21 protein-coding genes are annotated in these 25746 nt (G+C 34.3%); 16 read left to right on the forward strand and 5 right to left on the reverse strand.

Annotated features, from left to right (window positions below; translation table 11 throughout):
* The first annotated feature begins 428 nt into the window (after positions 1-428).
* The 3 genes from alaS (at position 429) to AC6CHK_RS04555 (ending at position 5892) form a co-directional block, all read left to right on the forward strand.
* Entirely contained in the window at positions 429-3032 is a 2604-nt protein-coding gene (gene alaS, locus AC6CHK_RS04545) for an alanine--tRNA ligase (RefSeq protein ID WP_498093982.1), read from the forward strand.
* A 132-nt stretch (positions 3033-3164) separates the two neighbouring features.
* The gene (locus AC6CHK_RS04550; RefSeq protein WP_498093984.1) at positions 3165-5579 is read left to right on the forward strand and encodes a peptidase associated and DUF5686 domain-containing protein; all 2415 of its coding nucleotides are present in this window, start codon (positions 3165-3167) and stop codon (positions 5577-5579) included.
* Between the two features lie 76 nt (positions 5580-5655).
* Positions 5656-5892, forward strand: a complete 237-nt coding sequence (locus AC6CHK_RS04555; protein ID WP_498093986.1) for a hypothetical protein — start codon at positions 5656-5658, stop codon at positions 5890-5892.
* A gap of 13 nt (positions 5893-5905) precedes the next feature.
* On the opposite strand, the gene folP is transcribed toward AC6CHK_RS04555, so the two are convergent.
* Positions 5906-6757, reverse strand: a complete 852-nt coding sequence (folP, locus tag AC6CHK_RS04560) for a dihydropteroate synthase (protein WP_498093988.1) — start codon at positions 6755-6757, stop codon at positions 5906-5908.
* Between the two features lie 226 nt (positions 6758-6983).
* Between folP and AC6CHK_RS04565 the strand changes: the two genes are divergently transcribed.
* The 5 genes from AC6CHK_RS04565 to tpiA are packed head-to-tail and all read left to right on the forward strand — an operon-like array spanning position 6984 to position 11975.
* Positions 6984-7550, forward strand: coding sequence for a DUF1599 domain-containing protein (locus AC6CHK_RS04565; protein ID WP_498093990.1), 567 nt, complete (start codon positions 6984-6986; stop codon positions 7548-7550).
* A 1-nt stretch (position 7551) separates the two neighbouring features.
* Positions 7552-8658, forward strand: coding sequence for a BT_3928 family protein (locus tag AC6CHK_RS04570; protein ID WP_498093992.1), 1107 nt, complete (start codon positions 7552-7554; stop codon positions 8656-8658).
* Between the two features lie 46 nt (positions 8659-8704).
* On the forward strand, positions 8705-9055 hold the full coding sequence (locus tag AC6CHK_RS04575; protein ID WP_498093994.1) for a tellurite resistance TerB family protein: 351 nt from the start codon (positions 8705-8707) through the stop codon (positions 9053-9055).
* A gap of 21 nt (positions 9056-9076) precedes the next feature.
* Positions 9077-11203 carry a S9 family peptidase gene (locus AC6CHK_RS04580; protein ID WP_498093996.1) on the forward strand — a complete coding sequence of 709 codons (2127 nt, stop codon included), beginning with the start codon at positions 9077-9079 and terminating at the stop codon, positions 11201-11203.
* A gap of 13 nt (positions 11204-11216) precedes the next feature.
* Positions 11217-11975 carry a triose-phosphate isomerase gene (gene tpiA, locus AC6CHK_RS04585; RefSeq protein WP_498093998.1) on the forward strand — a complete coding sequence of 253 codons (759 nt, stop codon included), beginning with the start codon at positions 11217-11219 and terminating at the stop codon, positions 11973-11975.
* 67 nt (positions 11976-12042) lie between these two features.
* Here tpiA and clpP read toward each other — a convergent pair whose 3' ends face one another.
* Positions 12043-12729 carry an ATP-dependent Clp endopeptidase proteolytic subunit ClpP gene (clpP, locus tag AC6CHK_RS04590; protein WP_498094000.1) on the reverse strand — a complete coding sequence of 229 codons (687 nt, stop codon included), beginning with the start codon at positions 12727-12729 and terminating at the stop codon, positions 12043-12045.
* 154 nt (positions 12730-12883) lie between these two features.
* Positions 12884-14854, reverse strand: coding sequence for a DNA primase (gene dnaG / locus AC6CHK_RS04595; RefSeq protein ID WP_498094002.1), 1971 nt, complete (start codon positions 14852-14854; stop codon positions 12884-12886).
* A 91-nt stretch (positions 14855-14945) separates the two neighbouring features.
* Here dnaG and tsaE point away from each other — a divergent pair, with 91 nt between their 5' ends.
* The 8 genes from tsaE to AC6CHK_RS04635 all read left to right on the forward strand — a co-directional run bounded on the left by tsaE (position 14946) and on the right by AC6CHK_RS04635 (position 23685).
* Positions 14946-15353, forward strand: a complete 408-nt coding sequence (gene tsaE / locus AC6CHK_RS04600; protein WP_498094004.1) for a tRNA (adenosine(37)-N6)-threonylcarbamoyltransferase complex ATPase subunit type 1 TsaE — start codon at positions 14946-14948, stop codon at positions 15351-15353.
* A gap of 70 nt (positions 15354-15423) precedes the next feature.
* On the forward strand, positions 15424-16617 hold the full coding sequence (locus AC6CHK_RS04605; RefSeq protein ID WP_498094006.1) for an alanine dehydrogenase: 1194 nt from the start codon (positions 15424-15426) through the stop codon (positions 16615-16617).
* Entirely contained in the window at positions 16617-16988 is a 372-nt protein-coding gene (locus AC6CHK_RS04610; RefSeq protein ID WP_498094008.1) for a hypothetical protein, read from the forward strand. Before AC6CHK_RS04605 ends, AC6CHK_RS04610 begins: the two co-directional genes overlap by 1 nt.
* Positions 16989-16997: 9 nt before the next feature.
* Positions 16998-17771, forward strand: a complete 774-nt coding sequence (locus AC6CHK_RS04615; protein ID WP_498094010.1) for a histidine kinase — start codon at positions 16998-17000, stop codon at positions 17769-17771.
* Positions 17737-18459, forward strand: a complete 723-nt coding sequence (locus AC6CHK_RS04620; RefSeq protein ID WP_498094012.1) for a LytR/AlgR family response regulator transcription factor — start codon at positions 17737-17739, stop codon at positions 18457-18459. The genes AC6CHK_RS04615 and AC6CHK_RS04620 overlap by 35 nt, the downstream gene beginning before the upstream one ends.
* A 106-nt stretch (positions 18460-18565) precedes the next feature.
* Positions 18566-20836, forward strand: coding sequence for a cation:proton antiporter (locus tag AC6CHK_RS04625; protein WP_498095113.1), 2271 nt, complete (start codon positions 18566-18568; stop codon positions 20834-20836).
* Between the two features lie 222 nt (positions 20837-21058).
* Positions 21059-21904, forward strand: a complete 846-nt coding sequence (locus AC6CHK_RS04630; protein WP_498094014.1) for a prephenate dehydrogenase — start codon at positions 21059-21061, stop codon at positions 21902-21904.
* Positions 21905-22041: 137 nt separating this feature from the next.
* Positions 22042-23685 (forward strand): serine hydrolase domain-containing protein, encoded by a 1644-nt coding sequence (locus AC6CHK_RS04635; protein ID WP_498094016.1) that lies wholly within the window; start codon positions 22042-22044, stop codon positions 23683-23685.
* Positions 23686-23787: 102 nt separating this feature from the next.
* Here AC6CHK_RS04635 and AC6CHK_RS04640 read toward each other — a convergent pair whose 3' ends face one another.
* Positions 23788-24633 carry an ABC transporter permease gene (locus tag AC6CHK_RS04640; protein WP_498094018.1) on the reverse strand — a complete coding sequence of 282 codons (846 nt, stop codon included), beginning with the start codon at positions 24631-24633 and terminating at the stop codon, positions 23788-23790.
* A 2-nt stretch (positions 24634-24635) separates the two neighbouring features.
* Complete coding sequence (locus AC6CHK_RS04645; RefSeq protein ID WP_498094020.1) at positions 24636-25538, reverse strand: ABC transporter ATP-binding protein; 903 nt, start codon at positions 25536-25538, stop codon at positions 24636-24638.
* Positions 25539-25746: the final 208 nt, after the last annotated feature.

Here is a 25746-nt window from a genome sequence, read left to right on the forward strand (position 1 = left end):
GATTTCAATCGCAAAGACAAACAATTTTTTTAAATGTCATAATCTCTATTTTAAAGATAAACAAAGCCGCTTTGCTTATTGATGTAAAACAAAAATTGTATTTCTTTTGTTAAGTGTAACGCCCTTGTTTATCTTTAAATAATAAAAATCAAGATTTAAATTTCTTTGTTTAACATTGCGTTTATAAATATTAACACAACTCAAATTTGCTTAATAAATACTTCAAACGCAACAATTTCTCACAATAAAAAAGCGAACTGACTTTGCTGAGTGAAACGCCATTGAGACCAAAAAAACACAACACTTTTAAAATCCCTTGCTTTCTTTGCGTTAAATCTACATTCAGTATAATTAAAATTATCTCCAAATCATCTAAAAATCTTAAATTTGCATCTTATCAAATTTTGATACTAAAAGCAAAGCAAACTATGACATCACAAGAGATACGTCAAAAATTTTTAGATTATTTTAAAAGTAAAAACCATCTTATCGTTCCTTCGGCGCCAATTGTGCTGAAAGATGATCCTACTTTAATGTTTTCCAACTCGGGAATGACGCAGTTTAAGGATTTTTTCTTAGGCTATAAAACGCCAACGGCGCCAAGGATTGCCGATACACAAAAATGTTTGAGAGTTTCAGGGAAGCATAATGATTTGGATGATGTTGGAAGAGACACTTATCACCACACAATGTTTGAAATGTTGGGAAACTGGTCTTTTGGAGATTATTTTAAGAAAGATGCTATTGCTTTTGCCTGGGAATTGTTGACGGAAGTTTATGGAATTCCGAAAGAAAATATTTATGTGACGATTTTTGAAGGTGATGCTTCCGAGAATCTGGAAAGAGATCAGGACGCTTATGATTTCTGGAAATCTCACATTTCCGAAGACAGAATCATCAACGGAAACAAGAAGGATAATTTCTGGGAAATGGGAGAAAGCGGACCTTGCGGACCTTGTTCGGAAATCCATGTTGATTTGAGAACTCCGGAAGAAAAAGCTGCAATTTCAGGACTTGAATTGGTGAATAACGATCATCCGCAAGTTGTGGAAGTCTGGAATCTGGTTTTCATGGAATTCAACAGAAAAGCCGATAAATCATTAGAAAAACTTCCTCAACAGCACGTTGACACAGGAATGGGCTTTGAACGACTTTGTATGGCGCTTCAAGGGAAATCTTCCAATTATGATACCGACGTTTTCACGCCATTAATTGCTAAAGTTGAAGAACTTTCAGGAAAAAAATATACAGGAATTTTAGCAAATGAAAAAGATATTGCAATCCGTGTTGTCGTTGACCATATCAGAGCGGTTTCTTTTGCAATCGCTGACGGACAATTGCCATCAAACGGTGGTTCAGGTTATGTGATCAGAAGAATTTTAAGAAGAGCAATTTCTTATTCTTACAGATTTTTAGGAATTAAAGAACCTTTCCTTTTTGAATTGGTTTCTGTTCTTAAAGATCAAATGGGACCTTTCTTCCCGGAATTGGAAAAACAAGGAAAATTGGTGACTGAAGTTATTAAAAGTGAAGAAGATTCATTCTTAAAAACAATTGAAAACGGCTTGATAAGAGTTGAAAAATTGATTCAACAGACAATTTCAAATAACTCAAACGTTTTACCAAGCGAAGAAGTTTTTGAATTATATGATACTTATGGTTTTCCTGATGATTTAACGAGAATTATCGCAGAAGAAAAAGGTTTGACCATTAATGAAGCCGGATTTGAAGCTGAAATGAAGAAACAAAAACTTCGTTCAAAAGCGGATTCTGCACAAAAAGTGTATGATTGGGTAACTTTGGAAGAAAAGCCCGAAAACTTCGTTGGCTATGACCAAATCGAAACAGAAACCTATATTACAAGATACAGAAAAGTAGAAAATAAAGACGGAGAATTTTATCAGGTTGTGTTGAGCAACTCACCTTTTTATCCTGAAGGCGGTGGACAAGTCGGTGATAAAGGCGTCCTTGAAAACGCTGTGGAAAGTTTTGAAGTTCTGGAAACCAAAAAGGAAAACGGATTGATTGTTTCCTTAATTAATGGGCTCCCGAAAGATGCAGGCGCAGTTTTCTACGCTAAAGTAAATGCTGCAGAAAGAAAAAATTCTCAGGCCAATCACTCGGTAACTCACCTTTTACATGAAGCTTTGAGAGAAGTTTTAGGAACTCACGTTGAACAAAAAGGTTCTTACGTTGGCCCTGATTATCTACGTTTTGACTTCTCACATTTCAATAAAATGACTGAGGAAGAACTGGCTTTGGTTGAAGAAAAAGTAAATACAAAAATCAAAGAAAATATTGCATTGCAGGAATTTAGAAATATTCCGATCAAAGAGGCGATTGACAAAGGTGCAATGGCGTTATTTGGCGAAAAATATGGCGACAGCGTAAGAATGATCCAGTTTGGAAGCTCAAAAGAACTTTGCGGTGGAACTCACGTGAAAAACACAAGCGAAATCGGTCATTTTAAAATCACTTCCGAAAGTTCTGCAGCGGCGGGAATCAGAAGGATTGAAGCCATTTCGGGTGATAAATCTGATGAATATTTCAAGAATTTAGAAAAACAAATGATTGAACTTTCTCAATTGTTAAAGTCTAAAGATGTCGTAAAGTCTATCGAGAAATTAATGGAAGAAAACTCTTCCTTGAAATCAGAAATAGAAGCTTTCAAAAAAGAAAAGGCAAAAGGAGAAATCGGCGATTGGAAAAATGCTTACGAACACAAAGGCGACAAACAGCTTTTAGTTAAGAAAACGTCTTTGGATGCAGGTTCTGTAAAAGATATTGTGTTCCAGCTGAAGAAGGAAATTCCGACCTCCGTAACGATTATTTTATCTGATAATGATGGAAAACCAATGATAACGGTTGGTGTTTCCGATGATTTAGCAGCAAATTACCAGGCAGGAACGATCGTAAAAGATTTAGCAAAAGAAATCCAAGGCGGCGGCGGTGGAAATCCTGGTTTTGCAACAGCAGGAGGAAAAAACCTTGACGGTTTGGAAAACGCCTACCAAAAAGCATTAAGCATTTAAATTCATTCTAAAAATGAACAAATAAAAGCCTTTGAAATTTTCAAAGGCTTTCTTATGTATACTTAAAAAAACATTAACTCTAAAAACTTTATTTAGAGGAGAAATATCATTAATTTTGAGCACATTTTATTTATGAAAAGGTTTATTACGGTGTTGCTTTTTTGGCTATTTGCATTTGGTTATTCACAATCAAAGCTCACGGTAATAAACGAATCCGACAGAAAACCTGTTCCCAATGTAACAATTCTTTGCAACAATAAAACCTTGGGACAAACAGATTCCAATGGTTTTTTTGAGTTTAAGACCAAATGTAAAAATATTCAAATAGAGGCAGAAAATTTTTATAAAGAATCTGCGCTGGTGGAAGATCGAATGCTGGTTTCTCTTATTAAAACTTCGTCTAAAACCACGGCAATCGAAATGATCATCCTTGAAGATAAAAGCGATCCTCGCGCTTTAGAAATATTGAGAAAAGCAGATCAGTTATTCAAAAGCAATTCGCCTCAAAGTTTAGATTCATATACTTACAAATCATACCAAAAAATGTCTTTGGATATTGATGAAGACAGTATTTCAGCTTTTCAAAATGCTTTTAATGAAAATTTTAATCTTTTCAGCAAGCAAAAAAGCAAAGATTCTTTAGACGATATTTCTGCTAAAAAGATTTTTGCCAAAAGTAAATTATTCCTTTGGGAAAGAGCACAGGAATTTCTTTATTCAAAAAAATATGGTGAAAAAATAAATATTTTAGACAACCGTATTTCCGGTCTCAAGCAGCCGATTTATGAAATGATCGCTTTGCAAAGCAACAGGAATAAAATACCCAACCAGATCAAACAGGAAAATCGTGGGCTGTACAGATTTTACCTTACCGATACGATAGAAATTGACGGCAGGAAAAATTTTGTCATCCGTTTTCGTGAAGTTAATTATAAAAAACCTGTTAAAAAAAGGAAATTCAGCGGCTATATTTATATTGATACGCAAACTTTTGGCATTAAAAAGATTGAAAATATCAGCAAAACTAAAAACGAAGGAAGCATCACCAGCACATGGATTTTCTTTGGCAATAAATGGTTTTTACACGAAGAAAATGTAAAGTTGAGAATGAGCAGAATGATGATGGAGGATAACAAAAACGACGATGAAGCAGAGAATAATTCTGAAAAAGAGAAAAAAAGCTTCGGAACTTACGCTTATTTAAGTTCGAAATATTTTGGTTTTGATTCGCCGATAAAAGAAGATCCGAAAGATTTTAAAGGTTATACTTTTTCCGTGAAAAATACAGACGGAACCACTTTGCAAAAATATAGAACCGAACCATTATCTATCAGAGAAATAAACACTTATGCAACAATTGATAGTTTAGGAAAAGTATATAATATTGATAGAAAAGCCAGGATTTTAAAGGGGCTCCTTAACGGCCAGATCCGTGTCGGAAGTTTTGATTTTGACATTGGCGAGATCGTGAATTATAACTTATATGAAGGTTTCAGATTAGGATTAAAGGCCAAGATTAATGAAAATTTTAATCCTTACTTTTCGCCGGATTATTATTTTGCGTACGGAATCAATGATGAAAAGCTGAAGTACGGAATCGGTCTTGATGTGAAAACAACTTTGCAAAAAAATTCGTTTTTCAGGATAGAATATTATGATGATGTCAACTCTTCGGGTGAATTTTACAGAAGGCTTTGGACTTTCAGAATGCGAATGATGAATTATGGAAATAACATCAATAATGACAAATATTATCAATACAAAGGGGTTTCCTTATCTTATTTAAATGATATTTCGAACGGATTGACATTGGCTTTTGCTGCTAAAAGACAATCAGAAGAAGCCAAATTTGATTATTCTTTCAGAAATGGTGGTTCAGCTTTTGAGAATTTCAACACTTTATTTACTTTAAAATTTTCACCAAAATCTACCAATATTATGACGCCGCAGGGAAAATCGGTTATCGAGCAGAAATTTCCAGAGCTTTATTTTAATTATGAACAGAGCTTTAAAGCTTTCGGCGGCGATTTCAATTACACGCGTTTTGATGTGCTTTTTGTACACAATTTTAAAACCCGCGTCGGAACTACAGGCGTAAGATTATACGGCGGTTTGGTTCTGGGTGAAGCTCCGATCTGGAAACATTTCACAATGAACGGATTAGCGTCTCCGAGCCGGGATATCAATTTTAACCTGACTTCCTATTTAGGATTTGCAACTTTGGAAGGCGGAAAATTCTATAATGATAAATTTGTTGCGTATTATTTTACCCACCAGCTTCCGTGGTATTTTAAAAGTATCGGACAAAATGTATCAAGTTTTGACCTTGTATTGCGGGGAACCATCGGAGATATGAAACATCCTGAATATCATGATTTCAGGTTCCGAAAATTGAATCACCTTTATCAGGAAGTCGGATTGGAATGGAACAATTTTCTTTCGTCTTACTTTAATTTGGGTTTGTTTTACAGAGTCGGATATTATACAACGCAGAACTTTAAACAGAATTTTGCGGTACAATTTAAATTTAAATTATTAGAATTCTAAAAATTCCTCTCTGCCAGAAGGTGGCGGAAATTCGAAGAATTTTTGGCGGGGTGTTAAATATAAAATAAGTAATAAAATGAAAAAAATAGAAATAAAAGCTGAGCAGTTTTTTGATTTATTAAGACTAAAAGATACTTCAATGTGGGAAATTTTCTCGCAAATGATCGATGACGAAGAAAAAGAAATCATCTTTATCGACAATGAAGAAAAAGTATTGTTCAATTATATTTTGCCTTCAAATCAGGAAAAATTAGAAGAAGATAGAAAAGAATTTTCTAAACAGTTTGCTGATAAATTATCGTATCTTAATTAGGCTGAATGATGAATTATAAATTTATCTCATCACATTTATAGTTCATTATTTTAAATATTTCAATTGTTTTCTTGGCTTCAGCAACATCATGAACCCGGAAAATTTTCGCGCCTTTCTTTAAGACTTTTAAATGTAATTTCTGAGTTTCTTCATTGATGTCCAACGAAGATTTTCCAAGTGGTTTGTAAATAAAAGATTTTCTGGAAATACCGATCAGCAAAGGGAATTTACCAAAGCTTAAATATTCTGCTTCATCAATCATTTTCATTTGGTCATCAACTGTTTTTCCAAATCCAAACCCCGGATCCAGAATAATATCATGAATTCCTTTTTGCAGCAATTCATTTGTTTTTTTAGAAAAATATTGGTTGATTGACAGCGTAATATCTGCAAAAGACATTTTTTCATGCATCGTTTCGTAAGACGGATTTACATGCATTAAAATATAGGGAAGCTTTGTCTGGGCAACCGTATCAAACATTTTATCGTCAAATTGGCCTCCGGAAATATCATTTACGATATCAATTCCTTCATTAAAACCAAATTTCACCGTTTCAGAATAAAAAGTATCCAACGAAATCAAAGCTTCAGGAAACTCTTTCTTAATTTTTGAAATCACATTTCCGATCCTTTTGATTTCCTTTTCACTACTCAAAAATTCAGCGTTTGGACGTGTAGATTGCGGTCCGATATCAATGATTTCTGCGCCTTCATTTAATAATTTTTCTGCATGCACCAACGCAGATTTTTCATTATTAAATTGTCCGCCATCTGAAAAAGAATCTGGCGTGAGATTTAAAATCCCCATGATTTTGGGCTCAGTAAAATCTACTAATTTACCATTACAATTAATTGACTGATACATATTTAACAATAAATAATGGCTATTGAGTGATGAGCGATTTCCATTTTGCAAAACTAAGTTTCAAAACCTATATCCGCAAGAGAAATTATGAGTAATTTCATGATAAATAATTAGTAATGGGCGACGAGTAATACAAACGACGGCTTTTAACTTTCAGCTAAAAAACTAAGCGCCTATTCCCGCTACATAAAAGCTATTTTGTATATTTGACCTATTAAGAGAATTTATGCTAAAAACTTCAATACAGTTCGAGAAAATTATTGGTCAGTGCCGAGATCTTTTCAGCAAAAAATTACAGGATTATGGCGCAGCATGGAGGGTTTTGAGACCGAGTTCTATTACCGATCAGATTTACATCAAAGTCAACAGAATCCGCACTCTTCAAATGACCGAAATAAAAATGGTGGATGAAAGTGAAGAAAGTGAGTTTATCGCCATCGTCAACTATTCTATCATCGGATTGATTCAGCTTGAAAAAGGTTTGTCAAATGATTTTAACGAAAATAAAGAGGAAATTTTAAGCCTTTACGACAAATATTCTCGCGAAGCAAAAGCCTTAATGGAAAGAAAAAATCATGATTACGGTGAAGCATGGAGAGATATGAGAATTTCTTCGATTACCGATTTGATTTACCAGAAAGTATTGAGAACCAAGCAAATAGAAGATAATCAAGGCGTTACAATTGTATCAGAAGGTTTGGATGCCAACTATTTTGATATGCTGAATTACGCGGTTTTCTGTCTTATTAAATTCTCAGAAAAGGAAAACAATTTAGAACCAAAAACTATTTAATATGATCAAAAGTTTATTACGTTTTGTTATTGCAGTTATTTTTATCCTTTCGGGTTTTGTAAAGGCTGTAGATTTAGTTGGTTTTTCATTCAAAATGGAAGAATATTTTTCACCTTCCGTTTTCAATATGCCTTTTCTTGAGAAGTTTGCGTTGCTTTTTTCGATTATTGTTGTGGTTTTGGAACTCTTCCTTGGGTTTATGCTTTTATTAAAACTTAAGCTAAAATTTACCATTTCAGTATTGATTGCGCTTTGCATTTTCTTTGGATTTCTCACGTTTTATTCGGCTTATTTCAATGTGGTTACAGATTGCGGATGCTTTGGCGATGCCATCAAATTTACGCCTTGGGAAAGCTTTGTGAAAGATGTTGCTCTTTTGGTCGGTTTGATTATTTTGTTTGTAGCGTACAGAAATGAATTTAAGGAAAAGGATGATTACAGCAACAAAAAAGAGACTCCGAATAAGTTTAAATATATCCTTTTGGGACTGTTTTCTTTGGCTATGATTTATATTATGGCGCAAGGAATTATGTATGAACCTTTAATCGATTTCCGTGATTATAAAATCGGAACAGATCTGAAAGCCGAAAAAGCAAAAATCAACAAAAATCCTTCCGAATACAAAACTTTCTATTCGCTGAAAAATGATAAAACCGGCGAGATTTTAAAAGTAAATCAGGACGATTATATTAATGAAACAAAATATTGGGAAGAAGGCTCACCATGGAAAATTGAAGAAGGTAAAAATGAATCGAAACTGATAAAAGAAGGCTACAAATCTGAAATTGCCAAGTTCAAAATCGAAGATATTACAGGAATAGATTTAACGGAAGAAGTCATCAATGCGCCCAAAGCAGTTTTGGTTTTTGCTTATCATCCGAAAGACGTTTCGCCTGAACTTCTGAAGCAGGTTGAAGCTAAAGCTAAAAGTCAGAAAGCTAATGTTGTTTACGGAGTTTCTACGGATCAGGATACTTTTAAAACAATCAAAAATACAATGATGGATGGAACTGCTATCAAAACCATTGCAAGAAGCAATCCTTTTGTACTGACTTTACAAAACGGAAAAATTGTAGACAAACAGCCTGCAAAATGCTATATTAAATAGTGAATTATCAATTTAAATTAACCTTATATAAACATTATACATACTCATGCAAAAATCAAATAAACCTATTGCCGGTTACCATTTATTAATGATTCTTTCATCCGTTGACGGAGAATTTGCGCCCGAAGAAGGAATGTTGGTTCAGCAATATTTAGCTGACGAATTTCCTTTTAATATAGATTTAGACAACGAGCTGGAAACAATCGCTTTATTGAAGCCTGAAGAATGGAAAGGACATTTTGAGTTTCATGCACGTTGTTTCTACGATGATTCTACGGAAGAAGAACGCAAAAACTTTGCTCAGTTTGCCAAAACATTGATAAAAGCAGATAATATTGTAACCGATGAGGAGCATACATATTACAAACTTTTAAAAAATATCTGGAATTTGGATTAATCATACAAAAATAAAATACTCATGAGAAAATTTTATTTAGGAATCTTAATAATCAGCAGCTCCTTATTTCAGGCTCAGAATTTCCCCAACATGGAAGTTCCCGTTGCCGAAAAACAGCAGCACATCAGAGAAATACACGGAGATAAAGTAAACGATCCTTATTATTGGATGATCGATTATTTTAAAAAAGGAAAAGATTCTACAAAAGTAGTTGATTATCTAAAAGCGGAAAACACGTATTGGGAAGGCATGATGAAAGATACAGAACCTTTCAGAGACAAGCTTTTCGAGGAAATGAAGGCGAGAATCAAGGAAAAAGATGAGTCTGTTCCTGTTTTCAAAAACGGATATTATTATTACAGCCGTACCGAAACAGGAAAACAGTATTTTAAATATTGCAGAAAAAAAGGGAATCTAAAAGCTCCCGAAGAAATTCTTCTGGACGTTGATAAAACGGCGGAAGGTCATGCTTATTATTCAGCTTCAGGTTTCAGTATAAGTCCCGATAATACAAAAATGATTTACGGAGTTGATGATGTTTCCAGAAGACAATATAAATTGTTTTTAAAAGATTTATCAACAGGAAAAACAACTGATCTCGGGATCAAAAACACATCGGGTTCTGCAACCTGGGCAAACGACAACAAAACTATTTTCTACACTTCAAAAAACCCGGAAACACTTTTATCAGAAAAGATTTTCAGACATTCTTTAGGTACAGATGTTTCTAAGGATGTTTTGGTTTACGAGGAAAAAGATAAAACAAATTATATAGGTGTTGGAAAATCTAAGAACGAAAAGTTCATCATGATATATTCCGGAGCAACAACTTCTTCGGAAACAAGATATCTTGATGCTGGCAATCCGGACGGAACATTTAAAGTTTTCCAGCCGAGAATGAAAGATGTTTTGTATGATGTGATTCCTTTGGAAGATAAATTTTTAATCACAACAAATAAAGACGCTTTAAACTTTAAAGTGGTAGAAACACCTTTAAACAAAACAGGTGTTGAAAACTGGAAAGATTTTATTCCGCACAGAAAAGATGTGCTGATGGAAGGAATCACTGAGTTTAAAAATTATCTTGTGTTCAGCGAGAGACAAAACGGACTTTCACAATTGGTTATTCTTGACAGAAAAACAGGTAAAAAAGAATTTTTAAAATTTGATGAGCCTGCTTATACCGTTTATCCGTCGGGAAACCCGGAATATAATACCGACGACTTCCGTTTCGGATATACTTCCATGGTTACTCCAAGTTCGCAGTTTGAACAAAATTTGACAACCGGAAAAAGAGTTTTACTGAAACAGCAGGAAGTTTTAGGAGGTTATAATAAAGAAAATTATGTAACCGAAAGACTTTTTGCAAGCGCAACAGACGGAACAAAAATCCCTATTTCTATTGTTTACAAAAAAGGATTCAAAAAAGACGGAAACAACCCGCTTTTGCTTTACGCTTATGGTTCTTACGGGAATTCGATGGATGCTACTTTCAGCAGCACAAGGCTGAGTCTTTTAGATAGAGGATTTGCGTTTGCCATTGCACATATTCGCGGCGGCCAGGAAATGGGAAGACAATGGTATGAAGACGGAAAAATGTTGAAAAAGAAAAATACTTTTACCGACTTTATCAATGTTGGAGAATATTTGGTAAAAGAAAAATATACTTCGCCAAAACATCTTTATGCTCAAGGCGGAAGTGCAGGAGGTTTATTAATGGGAGCTATTGTTAATATGAATCCTAACTTATGGAACGGCATTATTTCGCAAGTTCCTTTCGTGGATGTTGTGAATACGATGATGGATGAAACTATTCCTTTGACAACCAATGAATACGACGAATGGGGAAATCCGAGCAATAAAGAAGCGTATTTCTATATGAAATCATATTCTCCGTACGAAAATATAGAAAAGAAAAGTTATCCTAATATTTTGGTAACAACTGGTTTACATGATTCTCAGGTACAATATTTTGAGCCTGCAAAATGGGTGGCAAAATTGAGAGATATGAAAACCGATAAAAATGTGCTCTTATTAAAAACAGATATGGCTTATGGTCACGGTGGTGCTTCAGGAAGGTTTGATTATCTGAAAGATACTGCTTTGGTGTATGCTTTTATGTTTAAATTAGAAGGAATTAATAAATAATTTTAGATAAATTATGAGAAGAAAAATAGTTGCAGGAAACTGGAAAATGAACAAAAATGTAATTGATGCTCAGCAATTGATGATTCAGTTACTTAGTTATAAAAATACAAACACAACTAATTGTGAAGTTTGGATTGCACCGCCGTCTCTGTATTTAATGATGGCAAAAGATATTTTTGAAAAAGACGAAATCGGTGTATTTTCACAAGATATGAGCGAATTTGAAAGTGGAGCTTACACAGGCGAACTTTCTGCAGATATGCTTGAATCAATTGATGTAAATGGTTCTTTGATCGGACATTCTGAAAGAAGACAATATCACGGTGAAAATGACGAAAGCTGCAACAAAAAAGTGAAATTAGCTTTAGATAAAGGTTTAATTCCTGTTTACTGCAATGGCGAAACGCTTGAACAGAGAAAGGCAGGACAACATTTGGATGTGGTAAAAACTCAGACTGAAACCGCTCTTTTCACGTTTTCAGCAGAAGAAATCAAAAAAGTGGTTATTGCTTACGAACCGGTTTGGGCAATCGGAACCGGCGAAACGGCAAGTCCCGAACAGGCGCAGGAAATTCATGCTCACATCAGAGGAATTATTGCTGAAAAATACGGACAGGAAGTTGCTGATGAAGTTTCTATACTTTACGGAGGTTCTGTAAAACCTGATAATGCTAAAGAAATTTTTTCTCAACCGGATATTGACGGTGGATTGATTGGCGGCGCTGCTTTGAAATTAGATGATTTTTCTAAGATTATTGAAGCTTTTAATTAAAATAAAATATATATAAAACCGGCGCGCCTCGAAGAGGCGCGCCGGTTTTTATTATTTCAAGAAAAAATTATTTCTTCTCTTTTGTTCTTTGTAAAACCTCATCTACCATTCCAAACTCTTTCGCTTCAGTAGAAGTCATCCAATAATCTCTGTCAGACGCTTTTTCTACCCATTCGTAAGTTTGTCCAGAATGTTCAGAAATGATATCGTAAAGCTCTTTTTTCAACTTCAGCATTTCTCTTAAGTTGATTTCCATATCGGAAGCTACACCTTGTGCACCTCCAGACGGCTGGTGAATCATAACTCTAGAGTGCTTTAAGGCAGAACGTTTTCCTTTTTCACCCGCAACTAATAAAACAGCTCCCATTGAAGCAGCAATACCAGTACAGATTGTAGCTACATCAGGCTTTATGATCTGCATTGTGTCATAAATTCCCAAACCTGCATACACGCTTCCGCCTGGAGAATTGATGTAAATTTGGATGTCTTTTGAAGGATCTGCACTTTCAAGGAATAAAAGCTGAGCCGTTACGATATTGGCAACCTGATCGTCAATTCCTGTTCCCAGGAAGATAATTCTGTCCATCATCAAACGAGAGAAAACGTCCATTTGTGCAACGTTTAATCTTCTTTCTTCCATGATGTATGGCGTAAGATTACTTGGGCCGTACATTCCCATATACTGATCGGTTACTAAACCGTTGTTTCCTAAGTGTTTTACAGAGAAATCTCTGAATTCTTTTTTAATGTCCATATTTCTATTGGTATTATTTTTACAATTTTTACTGATATGTAATTTACAATTTTTATTCCTAAAATTTTATAGGACTTTTTGGCAGAAATAAGGTTCAAACTTAAAGTTTTTGTTTAGGCTAAAGTTTAAAATGCACCTAATTCTTACAACGTGCTTACCTTTTCACATAAATTCCTTTAATCGGAGAATATCCCAAAACTTCAGAAAGCTGCATAGAAGCCTGTTTCAGCAAAGTTATTTTTTTGATAGATTCATAATATTTAGAATCATCATTACTTTGACTTTCAAGCTCTTCACTGACTTTTTTAATTAAATAATCAATGTATCTGAACTTATGAATTAAAATATCACCTTCCACCTGACTGTTGATTTTATCACCATAATTTGGCGGATAAATATTGCGTGAAGCCCAGTTTTCAAGATCATTTAAAGGCATTATGGCATCGACAACTTTTGTCGTAATATTTTCATCCATATAAGTCATAAAGAAATTTCCTTTTCTTAATTCTTCATTTTGAATACCTTCTTTAATGCTCTCGATGATTATTTTATTGATCTCGAGCTGAAATTCATAATTTTCTTCCTCAAAATGATGGAGGATTTCTTCAATCACTGTGATTTCATATTTTTCGTGAGCTTCATTTTCTCTGTGGAGAACAATATCACCGAAATTCAGCATCAGATTGATCAGATTATCTTCCTGTTTCAAAAGATCAAACACGATTGGATCAACCTGTTCTGTATTTTTAGGAACGATTTCCAGCTTTGGCTGAATATTGTCTTTTGGCTGACTTTTAGGAGTTTGATTTTGAGTGATTTTTTTCTGAATATCAAGTTCGTTAAAAAGACTCTGCTCAGAAAGCCCAAATTTATTGGAAACTTCTTTTAAATAAACTTCTCTTTTCAGCGCGTTTTGTACAAATCCTACCGATTTTACAATATTTCGGATCGCTTCTGCTTTTTTTATCGGATCATTTCCGGCTTCCTTTAAAAGAATTTCAGCTTTAAAATCTATAAAATCTGTCGCTTCATTTTCAATGAAATTTTCAACATATTCTTGCGGATGTTTTCTTGCAAACGAATCGGGATCATCACCTTCCGGGAAAAGCAAAACCCGAATGTTCATTCCTTCCGTAAGCAGCATGTCAATGCTTCGGAAACTCGCTTTTATTCCTGCATTATCGCCGTCAAAAAGAATCGTTACGTTTTCGGTAAGCCTTTTAATTAGCTTAATTTGTTCGGTCGTAAGAGAAGTTCCTGAACTCGCCACCACATTTTCAATTCCTGAAAGATGAAGCGAAATGACATCCATATAACCTTCCACCAAAAGACAGACATTCTTTCTCGAAATGGCCTGTTTGCTTTGGTTTAAGCCATATAAAATATTTGATTTGTGGTAAATTTCTGTTTCGGGTGAATTGAGATATTTTGCAGTTTTTACGTTATTCTTAAGAATTCTCGCTCCAAAACCTAAAACTCTTCCTGAAAAACTGTGAATCGGAAACATCACCCTTTCCCGGAAACGGTCGATTCCTGCCGGAGAATTTTCAGGGAAAATAGATAAGCCGGATTTCTCCAAAATTTCTTTTGAATATCCTTTTTCTAATGCAAATTCCGTAAATGCATTTTTCTTTTCGGGCGAATATCCCAACTGAAATTTCTTGATAATATCATCTTTCAGTTCGCGTTCTCTGAAATACGACAATCCGATTGATTTTCCTTCTTCATTTTCCCACAAAATATTTTGGAAATACTCATTTGCAATTTCATGGATTTTATAAAGAATATCCCGTTCAGACTGAGCATTTTTTGCTTCCTCGGAAAACTCACGTTTGTCTTCTTCAACTTCAATTCCGTATTTTTTTGCAGCATGTCGAAGCGCTTCAGGATACGTGAAATTTTCAATTTCCATTAAGAATGAAATTGCAGTTCCTCCTTTTCCCGTCGAGAAATCTTTCCAGATTTGCTTGCTTGGTGAAACTACAAAGCTTGGCGACTTTTCATCATGGAACGGACTCAGCCCTTTAAAGTTGGATCCCGCTCTTTTCAGCTGCACATATTCGCCAACAATCTCCTCTACACGGATCGTGGAAAATATTTTATCTATCGTCTGCTTGGAAATCATGATACAAAAGTAGTAAAAATAGCAGTTTTCACATCGAATTAAGTAATACAATGTACTACTTTTATTAGTATTTTTGCTTCAAATTAAATTCATGAAATTTAATATTAAAAACATCACAGACTGGCAACAAGTTACAGAACAAATACTTTCTCAGCTTCAGCATCCGATTTTATTATTAAAAGGGAATTTGGGTGCTGGGAAAACCACCTTTACACAGTTTTTACTTAAAAATTTGGAAAGTGATGATGAGGTCAATTCACCAACATATTCTATTGTCAACGAATACAATACACCAAAAGGAAAAGTATATCATTTTGACCTTTATCGCCTGAAAAACATCGAAGAAGCCTATGATATCGGCATCGAAGAATATCTTGACAACGCTTTTCTCTGCATTATAGAATGGCCGGAAATCTATGAAGAAGAATTGTACGGATTGGAATATCATACGATGAATATTCACAATACCGAAGAGACGAGAGAAATCACTTTCGAGTAAATATTATGTATATTTGCTTTAAGAAACCATGATTTTTTATTTTTCTGTAAGTCATAATTGAATTAAAAAAATGAGCACTACAAATATTTTTACTCCTTTTTCCGAGGAAGAATTGATTCCAAAGGAGGAAAAGTTGGAAGTAATAAAAAAAGGCAAACAATTCAGTATCGGAGTTCCTAAAGAAACCTGTCTCAACGAAAGACGCACATGCATCACGCCTGATGCGGTACAGGTTTTGGTAGAGCACGGCCACGAGATCATTGTGGAAGCCGGCGCGGGAGAAGGCTCTTTTTTTACAGATCTTCAATATTCGGAATCGGGAGCCAGAATTACCAAAGATCCTAAAGAAGCTTTTAGTCAGGATCTGATTCTTAAAATAAATCCTCCAACGGAAGAAGAAATAGAATACTTTAAGCCTCACACTTATTTGGTTTCTGCATTACAAATCAACTTAAGAGACAAAGAATATTTCCTAAAGCTGGCCGAGAAAAAAGTAAATGCCATTGCCTTTGAATTTATCGTTGACGAATACAAGCAATTGGCTTTAGTACGTTTGATAGGCGAAATTGCCGGAACAGTTTCCATATTGTATGCGTCAGAATTGCTGGCTTTATCAAACGGTTTAATGCTTGGCGGAATCACTGGCGTACGGCCTTCTGAAGTGGTTGTTTTAGGCGCCGGAATCGTGGGCGAATTTGCAACAAAAGCCGCAATTGGACTAGGCGCAAGCGTGAAAGTTTTTGACAATTCTCTCTCAAAACTCAGAAGACTGCACACATTGGTTGACAGCAGAGTGCCAACATCAATCATTGATCCTAAAGAATTGAGCAAAAGCTTAAGACGCGCAGACGTTGTGATCGGGGCGCTTCCAAGGCTCAATATGCAGTCTGTCGTGACCGAAGATATGGTAATAAACATGAAAAAAGGAAGCGTAATCATCGATGTTGCCATTGATAATGGAAAAGTGATCGAAACTTCTGAACTGACAACAATGGATGAGCCTTACATTATAAAACACGGCGTAATTCATTGCGGGCTTCCGAATTTGACTTCAAAAATGCCAAGAACAACCACGAAAGCGATCTCAAATTTCTTCCTTTCCTACATTCTGAATTACGATGAAGAAGGAGGTTTTGAAAATATGCTGATCCGCAAAAACGAAATGAAACAAAGCCTGTATATGTACAAAGGCAGACATACGAAGAAAATTATCTGCGACCGTTTTGGACTTACATATCATGATATCAATCTTCTAATTTTCTAATGAAAAAAATCAAATTCTTTTTAATTGGCCTTGTCCCGGGACTTATCATTGTATTTTTTGTTCTTAATAAAAAAGGGGTAAGCTGCAGCGGATATCTGCCAAACAGCCGTGTAATTGCCGAAACTCTTTCAAAGGATTTTAAATATTCTGAAAGCTTTAAAGTCGAAATGAATACTTTAAAAATTACCGAAAGTTTCTTAAAAGACAGCATTATTACTAATGGGAAAGTTGATTTTGACAGAAGTCACGCCCAAAAGCAACCGTGTCCCGATTATTTGATTTTCTATCCAAAAGAAAACCCGCGCTATGAAATTACTTTTGAAAAATGCGCCGAAAACACTCAATTATTGAGCTTAAAAAAGATAAAATAATCTATTGCGATGGATGGTAATTACTACATGATTCACGATTATCTGATTTTCGTTGGAGTATTTGCTATTTTCTTTTTTCTCACGGTAAGCATTTATTTATTCGGCCAAAATCAAAGTTTCAGAAAGAAAAATACGAAGCTTTTAGAAACGAATAAACTGATCGAACAGAAATTAAATGAAGTTCAGCTTGAGCAAATTGGTACAAAACTAAATCCGCATTTGTTTAAAAATATTCTTAATTCCGTACAATCGCACGCTTATCAAACCTACATGTCGCTAGACAAGCTGGCTAATATTCTGGATTATATTTTATACGAAAGCAACAACAAATTTGTAAGCCCAAAAGAGGAAATCAGCTTTGCTTTAAACCTGATTGAAATCAACAAAATAAAAATAAATCCGCTATTTGATTTCAGGATTAAATCTAAAATTGATAAATCAGATGCAATTTATGAGGAAAAAGTTTTTGCCCCGTTAATTTCTGTAGATTTGATTGAAAATGCCTTTAAACACACAGATTTTCTTGCTCAGGATTCCTTCATTTCAATTCATCTTGAATTGGAAAACAGAATTTTCACAATGAAAGTCAGCAATAAAGCTTCATTAAAAAACATACTCGAAAAGGAAAAAAGCGGTTTTGGAAGCCAGTCGCTCGATCAACGGCTGAAAATGATTTATCACAACTTTTACGAACTCAACAGAAGTTCAAAAAACGGTATCTTCACAGCAGAATTAAAAATAAATTTAGGTGAATTCTACGATAAAGTGCGTTATATTAGATGACGAAATTTTAGCAATAAGCTATCTCAAACTTCTGTGTGAACAAATAGAAAATGTAGAAGTGATAAAAGCTTTTAATGATCCTAAAATTTTCCTGAAAGAAATCGGCAATCTCGACTGCAACCTTTGTATTTTGGACATAGAAATGCCGGGAATGACCGGATTGCAGGTTGCAGAATTAATTTCAGATTCAAAAAAAATCATTTTCACAACCGCTTACAAAGAATATGCTGCAGAAGCTTTTGACCTGAATGTGGTTGATTATGTGCGAAAACCAATTAAAAAAGAAAGGCTGATGCAGGCTTTCGAAAAAGTAAAGCAAATCAACATCAATTCTCAAAAAAAAGACTTTATCGAATGGAATACAAATATGGGTAAAACCATTATTTTCACAGATCAGATCGCATATATCAAAACTTCTGAAATCGACAGTCGCGACAAAGAAATCACTCTGAAAGACAATACAACCATCGTTTTAAAGAATCTCAATTTCAAGTCTATTTTAGAAATGTTGCCGTCGAAAGATTTTGCACAGGTCAACAAAAAAGAAATTATTGCCATTTCGGCCATCAAAGTTTTTTCGACTCATGAAATCATCACGAATATCGAAGTTAATCATGATAATTTTTTAAAATTACAGATCGGCGAGACTTATAAAAGCGCTTTGATGCAAGTGTTTGGAGACCAATAATCATGTTTGTTACATTTTTTTAAACCTTCATTACATTTAAAACAATTCATTATCAAATATATTTTTATTCTTTTCAAATTTGTACTCAAATAACGGAATTATGAATTTGGGGAAATACAGAAATATCATCTTTTATATAGTAACCATCGCTGTCTTTTCGAGCCTAATGTATTGGTTTATGTTACAGGGGCAGACTTTGGAAGCTGGAGAAAATATCATCGTGAAAACCAACAACGGTTCTACGTGGGATAATTTTAGAGACGCATTTCAGACCAATCTACATCATCCTTTGGCTCTTCTTCTGGCTCAGATTGTGACCATTATTCTGGCAGCAAGATTTCTAGGCTGGATCTGTATTAAAATAAAACAGCCTAGCGTAATTGGCGAAATGGTTGCCGGTATTATTCTGGGTCCTTCATTGGTTGGAATGTATTTTCCTGAATTTTCAGCATTTCTTTTTCCAAAAGAATCTTTAGGGAATTTACAGTTTTTAAGTCAAATCGGACTAATTCTTTTTATGTACATCGTTGGTATGGAGCTGGATTTGAGTGTTTTAAGAAAAAAAGCCCATGATGCGGTTGTCATCAGTCATGCAAGTATTATTATTCCTTTTGCGTTGGGAATTGGGCTTTCTTACTTTATTTATCAGGAATTTGCTCCCGAAGGCGTTCAGTTCACATCTTTCGCGTTATTTATTGCTATTGCGATGAGTATCACTGCTTTTCCGGTATTGGCAAGAATTGTTCAGGAGCGAAACCTTCAGAAAACAAAACTTGGAACAATCGTTATTACTTGCGCTGCGGCCGACGATATTACGGCATGGTGTATTTTGGCAGCAGTGATTGCGATTGTAAAAGCAGGTTCTTTTGCAAGTTCTATTTATGTGATTTTAATGGCGATTGGCTATGTATTTTTGATGATAAAAATCGTAAGACCTTTCCTAAAAAGAATCGGAGATCTTCAGGCAGAGAAAAACACGATTAATAAACCGATGGTTGCCATATTTTTCCTGACATTGATTTTATCATCTTACGCAACGGAAGTTATCGGAATTCATGCATTATTTGGAGCGTTTATGGCGGGAGCAATCATGCCGGAAAATGCAAAATTCAGATCTTTATTTATTGATAAAGTTGAAGATGTTGCGCTTGTACTTTTATTGCCGCTTTTCTTTGTATTTACGGGACTTCGCACGCAAATAGGATTGCTGAATGAAGGACATTTGTGGGTAACAGCCGGCGCTATAATTTTAGTCGCTGTAGTTGGAAAGTTTGCAGGAAGTGCTTTGACGGCAAAATTTCTGGGAATCAACTGGAAAGAAAGCTTAACGATTGGTGCTCTGATGAATACAAGAGGATTAATGGAACTTATTGTCTTAAATATCGGATATGATTTGGGAGTTTTAAGTCCTGAAATTTTTGCAATGATGGTCATTATGGCGCTTTTTACAACTTTCATGACCGGTCCGGCTCTGGATCTTATCAATTATACATTCAGATCTAAAAAGAGCGACATTATTCAGGATGAAAATGATTCCAAATACCGTGTTCTTCTTTCTTTTGATCATCCCGAATCAGGAAGCATTCTTTTGAAACTTGCCCACAATTTCACTCATAAAATGAACGGAAACAAGAGCATCACCGCAATGAATATCGCTCCTGTTGAAGAAATGCATACTTATGAAATGAATGAATACGAAAATGATCAGTTCAGAAATGTTATTGAAACATCACATGAACTTCAGGTGGAAGTTACGACACTTTTCAAAGCATCTACCGACATCGAAAGTGATCTTACCAGCATTTCAAACAAAGGAAATTACGACCTGCTTTTAATCATGCTTGGGAAATCGATGTATGAAGGAAGCCTTTTGGGTAGATTATTAGGATTCACAACCAAAATCATCAACCCCGAAAAACTGCTAAATACTGTAAAAGGAAAAAGCTATATTTTCAACAATTCTCCGTTTGACGATTTTACATTACAGATTTTAGATAAAACCAATATTCCGGTTGGCGTTTTAGTCGATAAAGGATTTACTTCTGCAGACAAAGTTTTTATTCCTATTTTTAATCTGAGTGATTTTTATCTTCTTGAATATGCAAAAAGATTGATCAATAACAGCAATTCCCAAATCATTATTCTTGATGCTGCGGGACAGATCAGAAGCAACATTGAAATAAAAGAACTGATCAGAAGCATCGAACAAGTGGCGCCTAATCATATCACTTTATATAATGAGAAAAAAATTGAAAAAGAATTTCTTCAAGGACAAGATCTTATGCTGATCAGTAAAAAAAGCTGGCGCGGTCTTATCGATTCAAAAAGCCTTTGGTTATCGGATATTCCATCAACATTGATTATCAGCAATCCTTAATTGGCAAATGGTGAGTTTTGCTCTGCAAGTGAAAAGTCAATTTAAATAGTGAAAATAAATTCACTTCTAATTCAAATTAAAAAAAATCCTTATCTTCGCTTTGTGATTACAAACAGAACATATTATTATAGAATTTTAAGCTCAGATTTGGGATAGAGATTCTTGTTATATAACTTCAAACCTCGTCCTCGGACGGGGTTTTTTATTTTTAAAAATATCAAAATGAAAATAAGTATCATTGGTGTAGGATTGATCGGAGGTTCAATCGCATTAAAATTAAAGGAAAAAGGAATTGTTGATTTCGTTTATGGAATAGACAACAGCAACGAACATCTTAACGAAGCGCTAGATTCAAAAATAATTGACGCAAAAGTAGATTTGGAATACGGAATCAAAAATTCTGACTTAATTATCATCGCAATTCCTGTAGATGCCGCAAGAAAAATTTTGCCCAATGTTTTGGATTTAATTTCTGAAAACCAAACTGTGATGGATGTTGGTTCTACAAAAGCAGGCATCGTCAATTCTGTAAAAGATCATCCGAAACGTTCGAGATTTGTGGCTTTTCACCCGATGTGGGGAACTGAAAACAGCGGCCCGAAATCTGCAATCGCCGAAAGCTTCTCCGGAAAAGCAGGCGTGATCTGCAATAAAGAAGAATCTGCTGTTGACGCATTGCAGCAGGTAAGAAACATTGTCGAAAATTTAGATATGCACCTGATTTATATGAATGCAGAAGCTCATGACGTTCATACCGCTTATATTTCACATATTTCGCACATCACTTCTTATGCGCTTGCCAACACGGTTTTGGAGAAAGAACGCGAAGAAGAAACCATTTTCCAATTGGCGAGTTCCGGATTTTCAAGTACGGTTCGATTAGCAAAATCACATCCCGAAATGTGGGTTCCGATATTTAAACAAAATAAAGAAAATGTGCTGGATGTTTTGAATGAACATATTTCGCAGCTCAGAAAATTCAAGTCTGCTTTAGAAAAGGAAAACTTTGAATATTTAGGCGAATTGATCTCAAATGCAAACAAAATAAGAGGAATATTGGAAAAATAATTTCAAGATATTGATTGAAACTAAATACATTATAAAGCTTTTTATGAATTAAATTTATATTATTAAATAAATTTTAAATTTATAAATGCTTTGTCATTGTCATCATTACCGCATCATAATTTTTAATATAAAATACCATGAAAACCAAATTTCTATTTTTAGTTTTTCTGATAAGCATTCAAGCTCTTTTTGCTCAACAAATAACCGGATCCTGGAAAGGTGAAATAAATTATGAAGGAACAAAAATCCCTGTTATTTTTAATATTGAAAAAATTAAAGATTTTTATAAATCTACAACCGACAGTCCTTTGCAGCAAATAGAAGGAATTCCTGCCGATAAAACTACATTCGAAAACAACGAATTGACTATTGAAATAAAAAGCATATACGCCATTTATAAAGGTAAACTTGAAGATCAAAAAATAAACGGAACACTTACGCAGGCTGGGGTTTCGCTTCCGTTGATCTTACTTCCTTATAAAAAAGCTGTGAAAGCTACATCGGCCGAAGTTATTTCGCTTCCTGAAAATTTGGATAAAAGCTTAAAAAATATTGATGATTTCTTGTCTTATTTAGAGAAAAATAAAGCTGAAGCCGGTGAAATTTCTATTTTCAGAAACGGAAAGGAAATATATAAAAGAAATTTCGGACAGCAAAATCTTCCAGATCTTTCAAATACAGATAAAACATTTCAAATCGGTTCTGTCACAAAAACAATGACCGCAGTAATGCTGTTTAAATTAATCGAGAAAAAAAAGCTAAGTTTTGAGGATAAGCTTTCAAAATATTTTCCTGAAGTTCCCAATGCAGAAAAGATTACCATTAATCAAATGCTGAATCATTCAGCAGGATTAGGAGATTACGTGCAAGGAAAAGAGGATGTAAAATGGCTAGTAAATCAAGCAACTGATGAACAAATTATCAAACATATTAAAGAACAAGGTTCTGTTTTCGAGCCGGGAAGCAACAGCCGATATTCAAATTCAGGATATTATCTTTTGACTAAAATTTTAGAAAAAATCACTAAAAAAACATATGCAGAAAACTTAAAGGAAAACTTTGTTAAACCTTTAAATCTACAAGACTTTTACACAGCAAGTCAAAGCCCTAAAAATGTTTTTAAGCCTTATCAATACGAAGGAAACTGGACGCCTGTGAAAGATTTTGATTTTAATAATGTAGTTGGAGTTGGCGATATTGCAACTACGCCAAGCAACCTTAATGTGATTATTAATGCTTTTTTCGCAGGAAAATTAGTTTCTGAAAATTCGCTTGCCAAAATGTTGCCAAAAGAAGATGACGTCTACGGAAAAGGGATCATAAAAGTTCCTTTTTTCTCTAAAATATTTTACGGGCACAGTGGCGGAACGTATGGAACCAATTCGCTGATGATTTTCAATCCTGAAGATCAGATTTCGTTTTCTTATTCCATCAATGCAGATAAAATTGGAGCCAATAATTTTGCAATAGGAATTTTGAGCCTGCTTTATGATCAAAGTTATACTTATCCAACATTAAATAATGAAAAGGTTGCTGTTTCGAAGCTGGAAAAATATGTTGGCGTTTACAGCACAAAAGATATTCCTTTTGATATAAAAATCTTTATACGGGATGAAGTTTTGTTTGGTCAGGGAACCAATCAGCAGGAATTTCCTTTGGATTTTGTAGAAAATGATCAGTTTAAATATGAAAAAGCCGGTGTAAAAATCAATTTTATTCCCGAAAAGCAACAATTGCAGTTGATGCAAGGCGGAGGAACTATTTTGTTTGATAAAAAATAGCTTGTTATCCTATAATTTCATCACAAAAAGCTAAATATCAATAAACGTAACAAAAAAAGTGATTCAGTACGAATCACTTTTTATATAATTAATAATAAATATTTACCAGTCTTTTTTCTTTAAAATCCAATAGGAAGCTAAAATAAAAATCACACACCAAACTACACATGCAATTAAGCTTTCTGTCGGATAGGTAAATTCGTATTTTAAACCTAATGCTTTGGCCATATTCAGTCTCAACATCGGATTCGGAATAAGACTCGACATACTTTCCAGAGGAAGTAGTTTAGAAAAGAAAAACGAATTTTGTGCAACTTCCATTTTTTCGGCAGGTTTCAATCCTGACAATTTTGAATAACTTTCTACGCCACTCAAAATGTTTTCGCCAATCCACAATACAAAAAACGCAAGGAAAACAAAAACAGATTTTCTCAGTAAAATAGAAAGAAACATCAGGAAACAGAAAAACGAAAAAAGTTTCACAAAATAATTTCCGATAAAAAACATTTCTTTGAAAACCATTTCAGAATCTGTTACGGTGGAATAATTTTTCCCCAAAAACAGAGTAATGATAAATACGAGTATTGTAGAAATAAACGTAAAAATAGTAATTGTCAATAATTTTGAACCGATAAATTCTTCTCTGCTCAAACCATCAATCGTGTTTTGCTTAAACATCCTGTTGCTGAATTCCTGAGAAATGGAAAATACAATGATTAACCCTAAAAATATTTTCAGCAAACCAACGATCCAGGTTGTGAAATTCCAGATTTCCGGGAAATTGTAGATGCCTTCTTCTTTCAGATTAATTGTTGAACCAAATAATTTCAGATCTACAAGCCCGATGAAAAGAAGAGCAATCAGAATGGCAAAATAAAGCGCTGTGAAAATCTTAAAAGGAAGATAATTCAGGTTTTTATAATATTCAAGTTTTAATAATTTTATCATGATTATTTTGTGTTTTTTACAAGTTCAAGGAATTGAGTTTCAAGCGACAGTTTTTTCTTCACAAGGTGTGATAAGAAAATGCCATTTTCAGCTAATTTTTCATTCAGAGCCGATGCGGAAATCGATGCATCTTCACGGATTTGGGCCTTAATAATATCACCTTCGATATGTACGGAAGTAAACCATTGAAGTTCTTCCAAAATACTTAAAAGTGCATTGTTATTATCTGCTTTCAACTCAAAAAAGCCTTTGTTGCTTGTAATTTCGTCAACTCTTCCGGAATAAATGGAACTTCCTTCTTTCAAAACAATCACATGGCTGCATATTTTTTCAATTTCGTCCAAAAGATGGCTTGCAATAATGATGGTAATTCCTTTTTTTGCGATGCTTCCGATAATTTCCCTGATCTGAATAATTCCTTCGGGATCCAAGCCGTTTGTCGGCTCATCCAAAATAAGAACCTCGGGATTGTTGAGCAAAGCTGATGCGATGGCAAGACGTTGCTTCATTCCTAAAGAAAAACTTCTGAATGTGTCTTTTTTTCGTTCCAAAAGCCCAACGGTACTTAAAACTTCATCAATTCTTGATTGTGGCGTTCCTTTAATTTCGGCTACGATTTTCAGGTTGGTTTCTGCGCTCAGATAAGGATAAAAATTGGGCTGTTCGATGATTGCGCCAATTTTTTTCAGGGTTTCAGAATCTGTTCCTTTTTTACCAAACCAAAACCAATCGCCGCTTGTAGGGTTTATGGTTGAAAGAAGCATTCCGAAAGTGGTTGATTTTCCGCTTCCGTTGGGGCCAAGAAGCCCGTAAACATTACCTTTTTCTACATCAAAAGAAATATTGTTCACAGCGATTCTCTTGAATTTTTTTGTCAGATTTTTTACTGATAAAATTTTTTCCATGTACTTTGTTTTACATTATAATAGTCGTGATTTTTTTAAAATGTTACAGAATGTCTGAGTTTGTTTTATTTATTATGAATTATGAATTATGAATTATGAATTATGAATTATGAATTATGAATTATGAATTATGAATTATGAATTATGAATTTTTAGTTTAAACCTTAATCTAACCTCAATCTCAAAAAAAATATTAAATTTGATACAA

The organism is Chryseobacterium sp. GQ58, from assembly GCF_059758895.1.

What these genes read in the sequence shown, in the direction of transcription:
- alaS (WP_498093982.1), top strand. Translation starts at nt 429, where the DNA reads ATGACATCACAAGAGATACGTCAAAAATTTTTAGATTATTTTAAAAGT.
- AC6CHK_RS04550 (WP_498093984.1), top strand. Translation starts at nt 3,165, where the DNA reads ATGAAAAGGTTTATTACGGTGTTGCTTTTTTGGCTATTTGCATTTGGT.
- AC6CHK_RS04555 (WP_498093986.1), top strand. Translation starts at nt 5,656, where the DNA reads ATGAAAAAAATAGAAATAAAAGCTGAGCAGTTTTTTGATTTATTAAGA.
- folP (WP_498093988.1), bottom strand. Translation starts at nt 6,757, where the DNA reads ATGTATCAGTCAATTAATTGTAATGGTAAATTAGTAGATTTTACTGAG.
- AC6CHK_RS04565 (WP_498093990.1), top strand. Translation starts at nt 6,984, where the DNA reads ATGCTAAAAACTTCAATACAGTTCGAGAAAATTATTGGTCAGTGCCGA.
- AC6CHK_RS04570 (WP_498093992.1), top strand. Translation starts at nt 7,552, where the DNA reads ATGATCAAAAGTTTATTACGTTTTGTTATTGCAGTTATTTTTATCCTT.
- AC6CHK_RS04575 (WP_498093994.1), top strand. Translation starts at nt 8,705, where the DNA reads ATGCAAAAATCAAATAAACCTATTGCCGGTTACCATTTATTAATGATT.
- AC6CHK_RS04580 (WP_498093996.1), top strand. Translation starts at nt 9,077, where the DNA reads ATGAGAAAATTTTATTTAGGAATCTTAATAATCAGCAGCTCCTTATTT.
- tpiA (WP_498093998.1), top strand. Translation starts at nt 11,217, where the DNA reads ATGAGAAGAAAAATAGTTGCAGGAAACTGGAAAATGAACAAAAATGTA.
- clpP (WP_498094000.1), bottom strand. Translation starts at nt 12,729, where the DNA reads ATGGACATTAAAAAAGAATTCAGAGATTTCTCTGTAAAACACTTAGGA.
- dnaG (WP_498094002.1), bottom strand. Translation starts at nt 14,854, where the DNA reads ATGATTTCCAAGCAGACGATAGATAAAATATTTTCCACGATCCGTGTA.
- tsaE (WP_498094004.1), top strand. Translation starts at nt 14,946, where the DNA reads ATGAAATTTAATATTAAAAACATCACAGACTGGCAACAAGTTACAGAA.
- AC6CHK_RS04605 (WP_498094006.1), top strand. Translation starts at nt 15,424, where the DNA reads ATGAGCACTACAAATATTTTTACTCCTTTTTCCGAGGAAGAATTGATT.
- AC6CHK_RS04610 (WP_498094008.1), top strand. Translation starts at nt 16,617, where the DNA reads ATGAAAAAAATCAAATTCTTTTTAATTGGCCTTGTCCCGGGACTTATC.
- AC6CHK_RS04615 (WP_498094010.1), top strand. Translation starts at nt 16,998, where the DNA reads ATGGATGGTAATTACTACATGATTCACGATTATCTGATTTTCGTTGGA.
- AC6CHK_RS04630 (WP_498094014.1), top strand. Translation starts at nt 21,059, where the DNA reads ATGAAAATAAGTATCATTGGTGTAGGATTGATCGGAGGTTCAATCGCA.
- AC6CHK_RS04635 (WP_498094016.1), top strand. Translation starts at nt 22,042, where the DNA reads ATGAAAACCAAATTTCTATTTTTAGTTTTTCTGATAAGCATTCAAGCT.
- AC6CHK_RS04640 (WP_498094018.1), bottom strand. Translation starts at nt 24,633, where the DNA reads ATGATAAAATTATTAAAACTTGAATATTATAAAAACCTGAATTATCTT.
- AC6CHK_RS04645 (WP_498094020.1), bottom strand. Translation starts at nt 25,538, where the DNA reads ATGGAAAAAATTTTATCAGTAAAAAATCTGACAAAAAAATTCAAGAGA.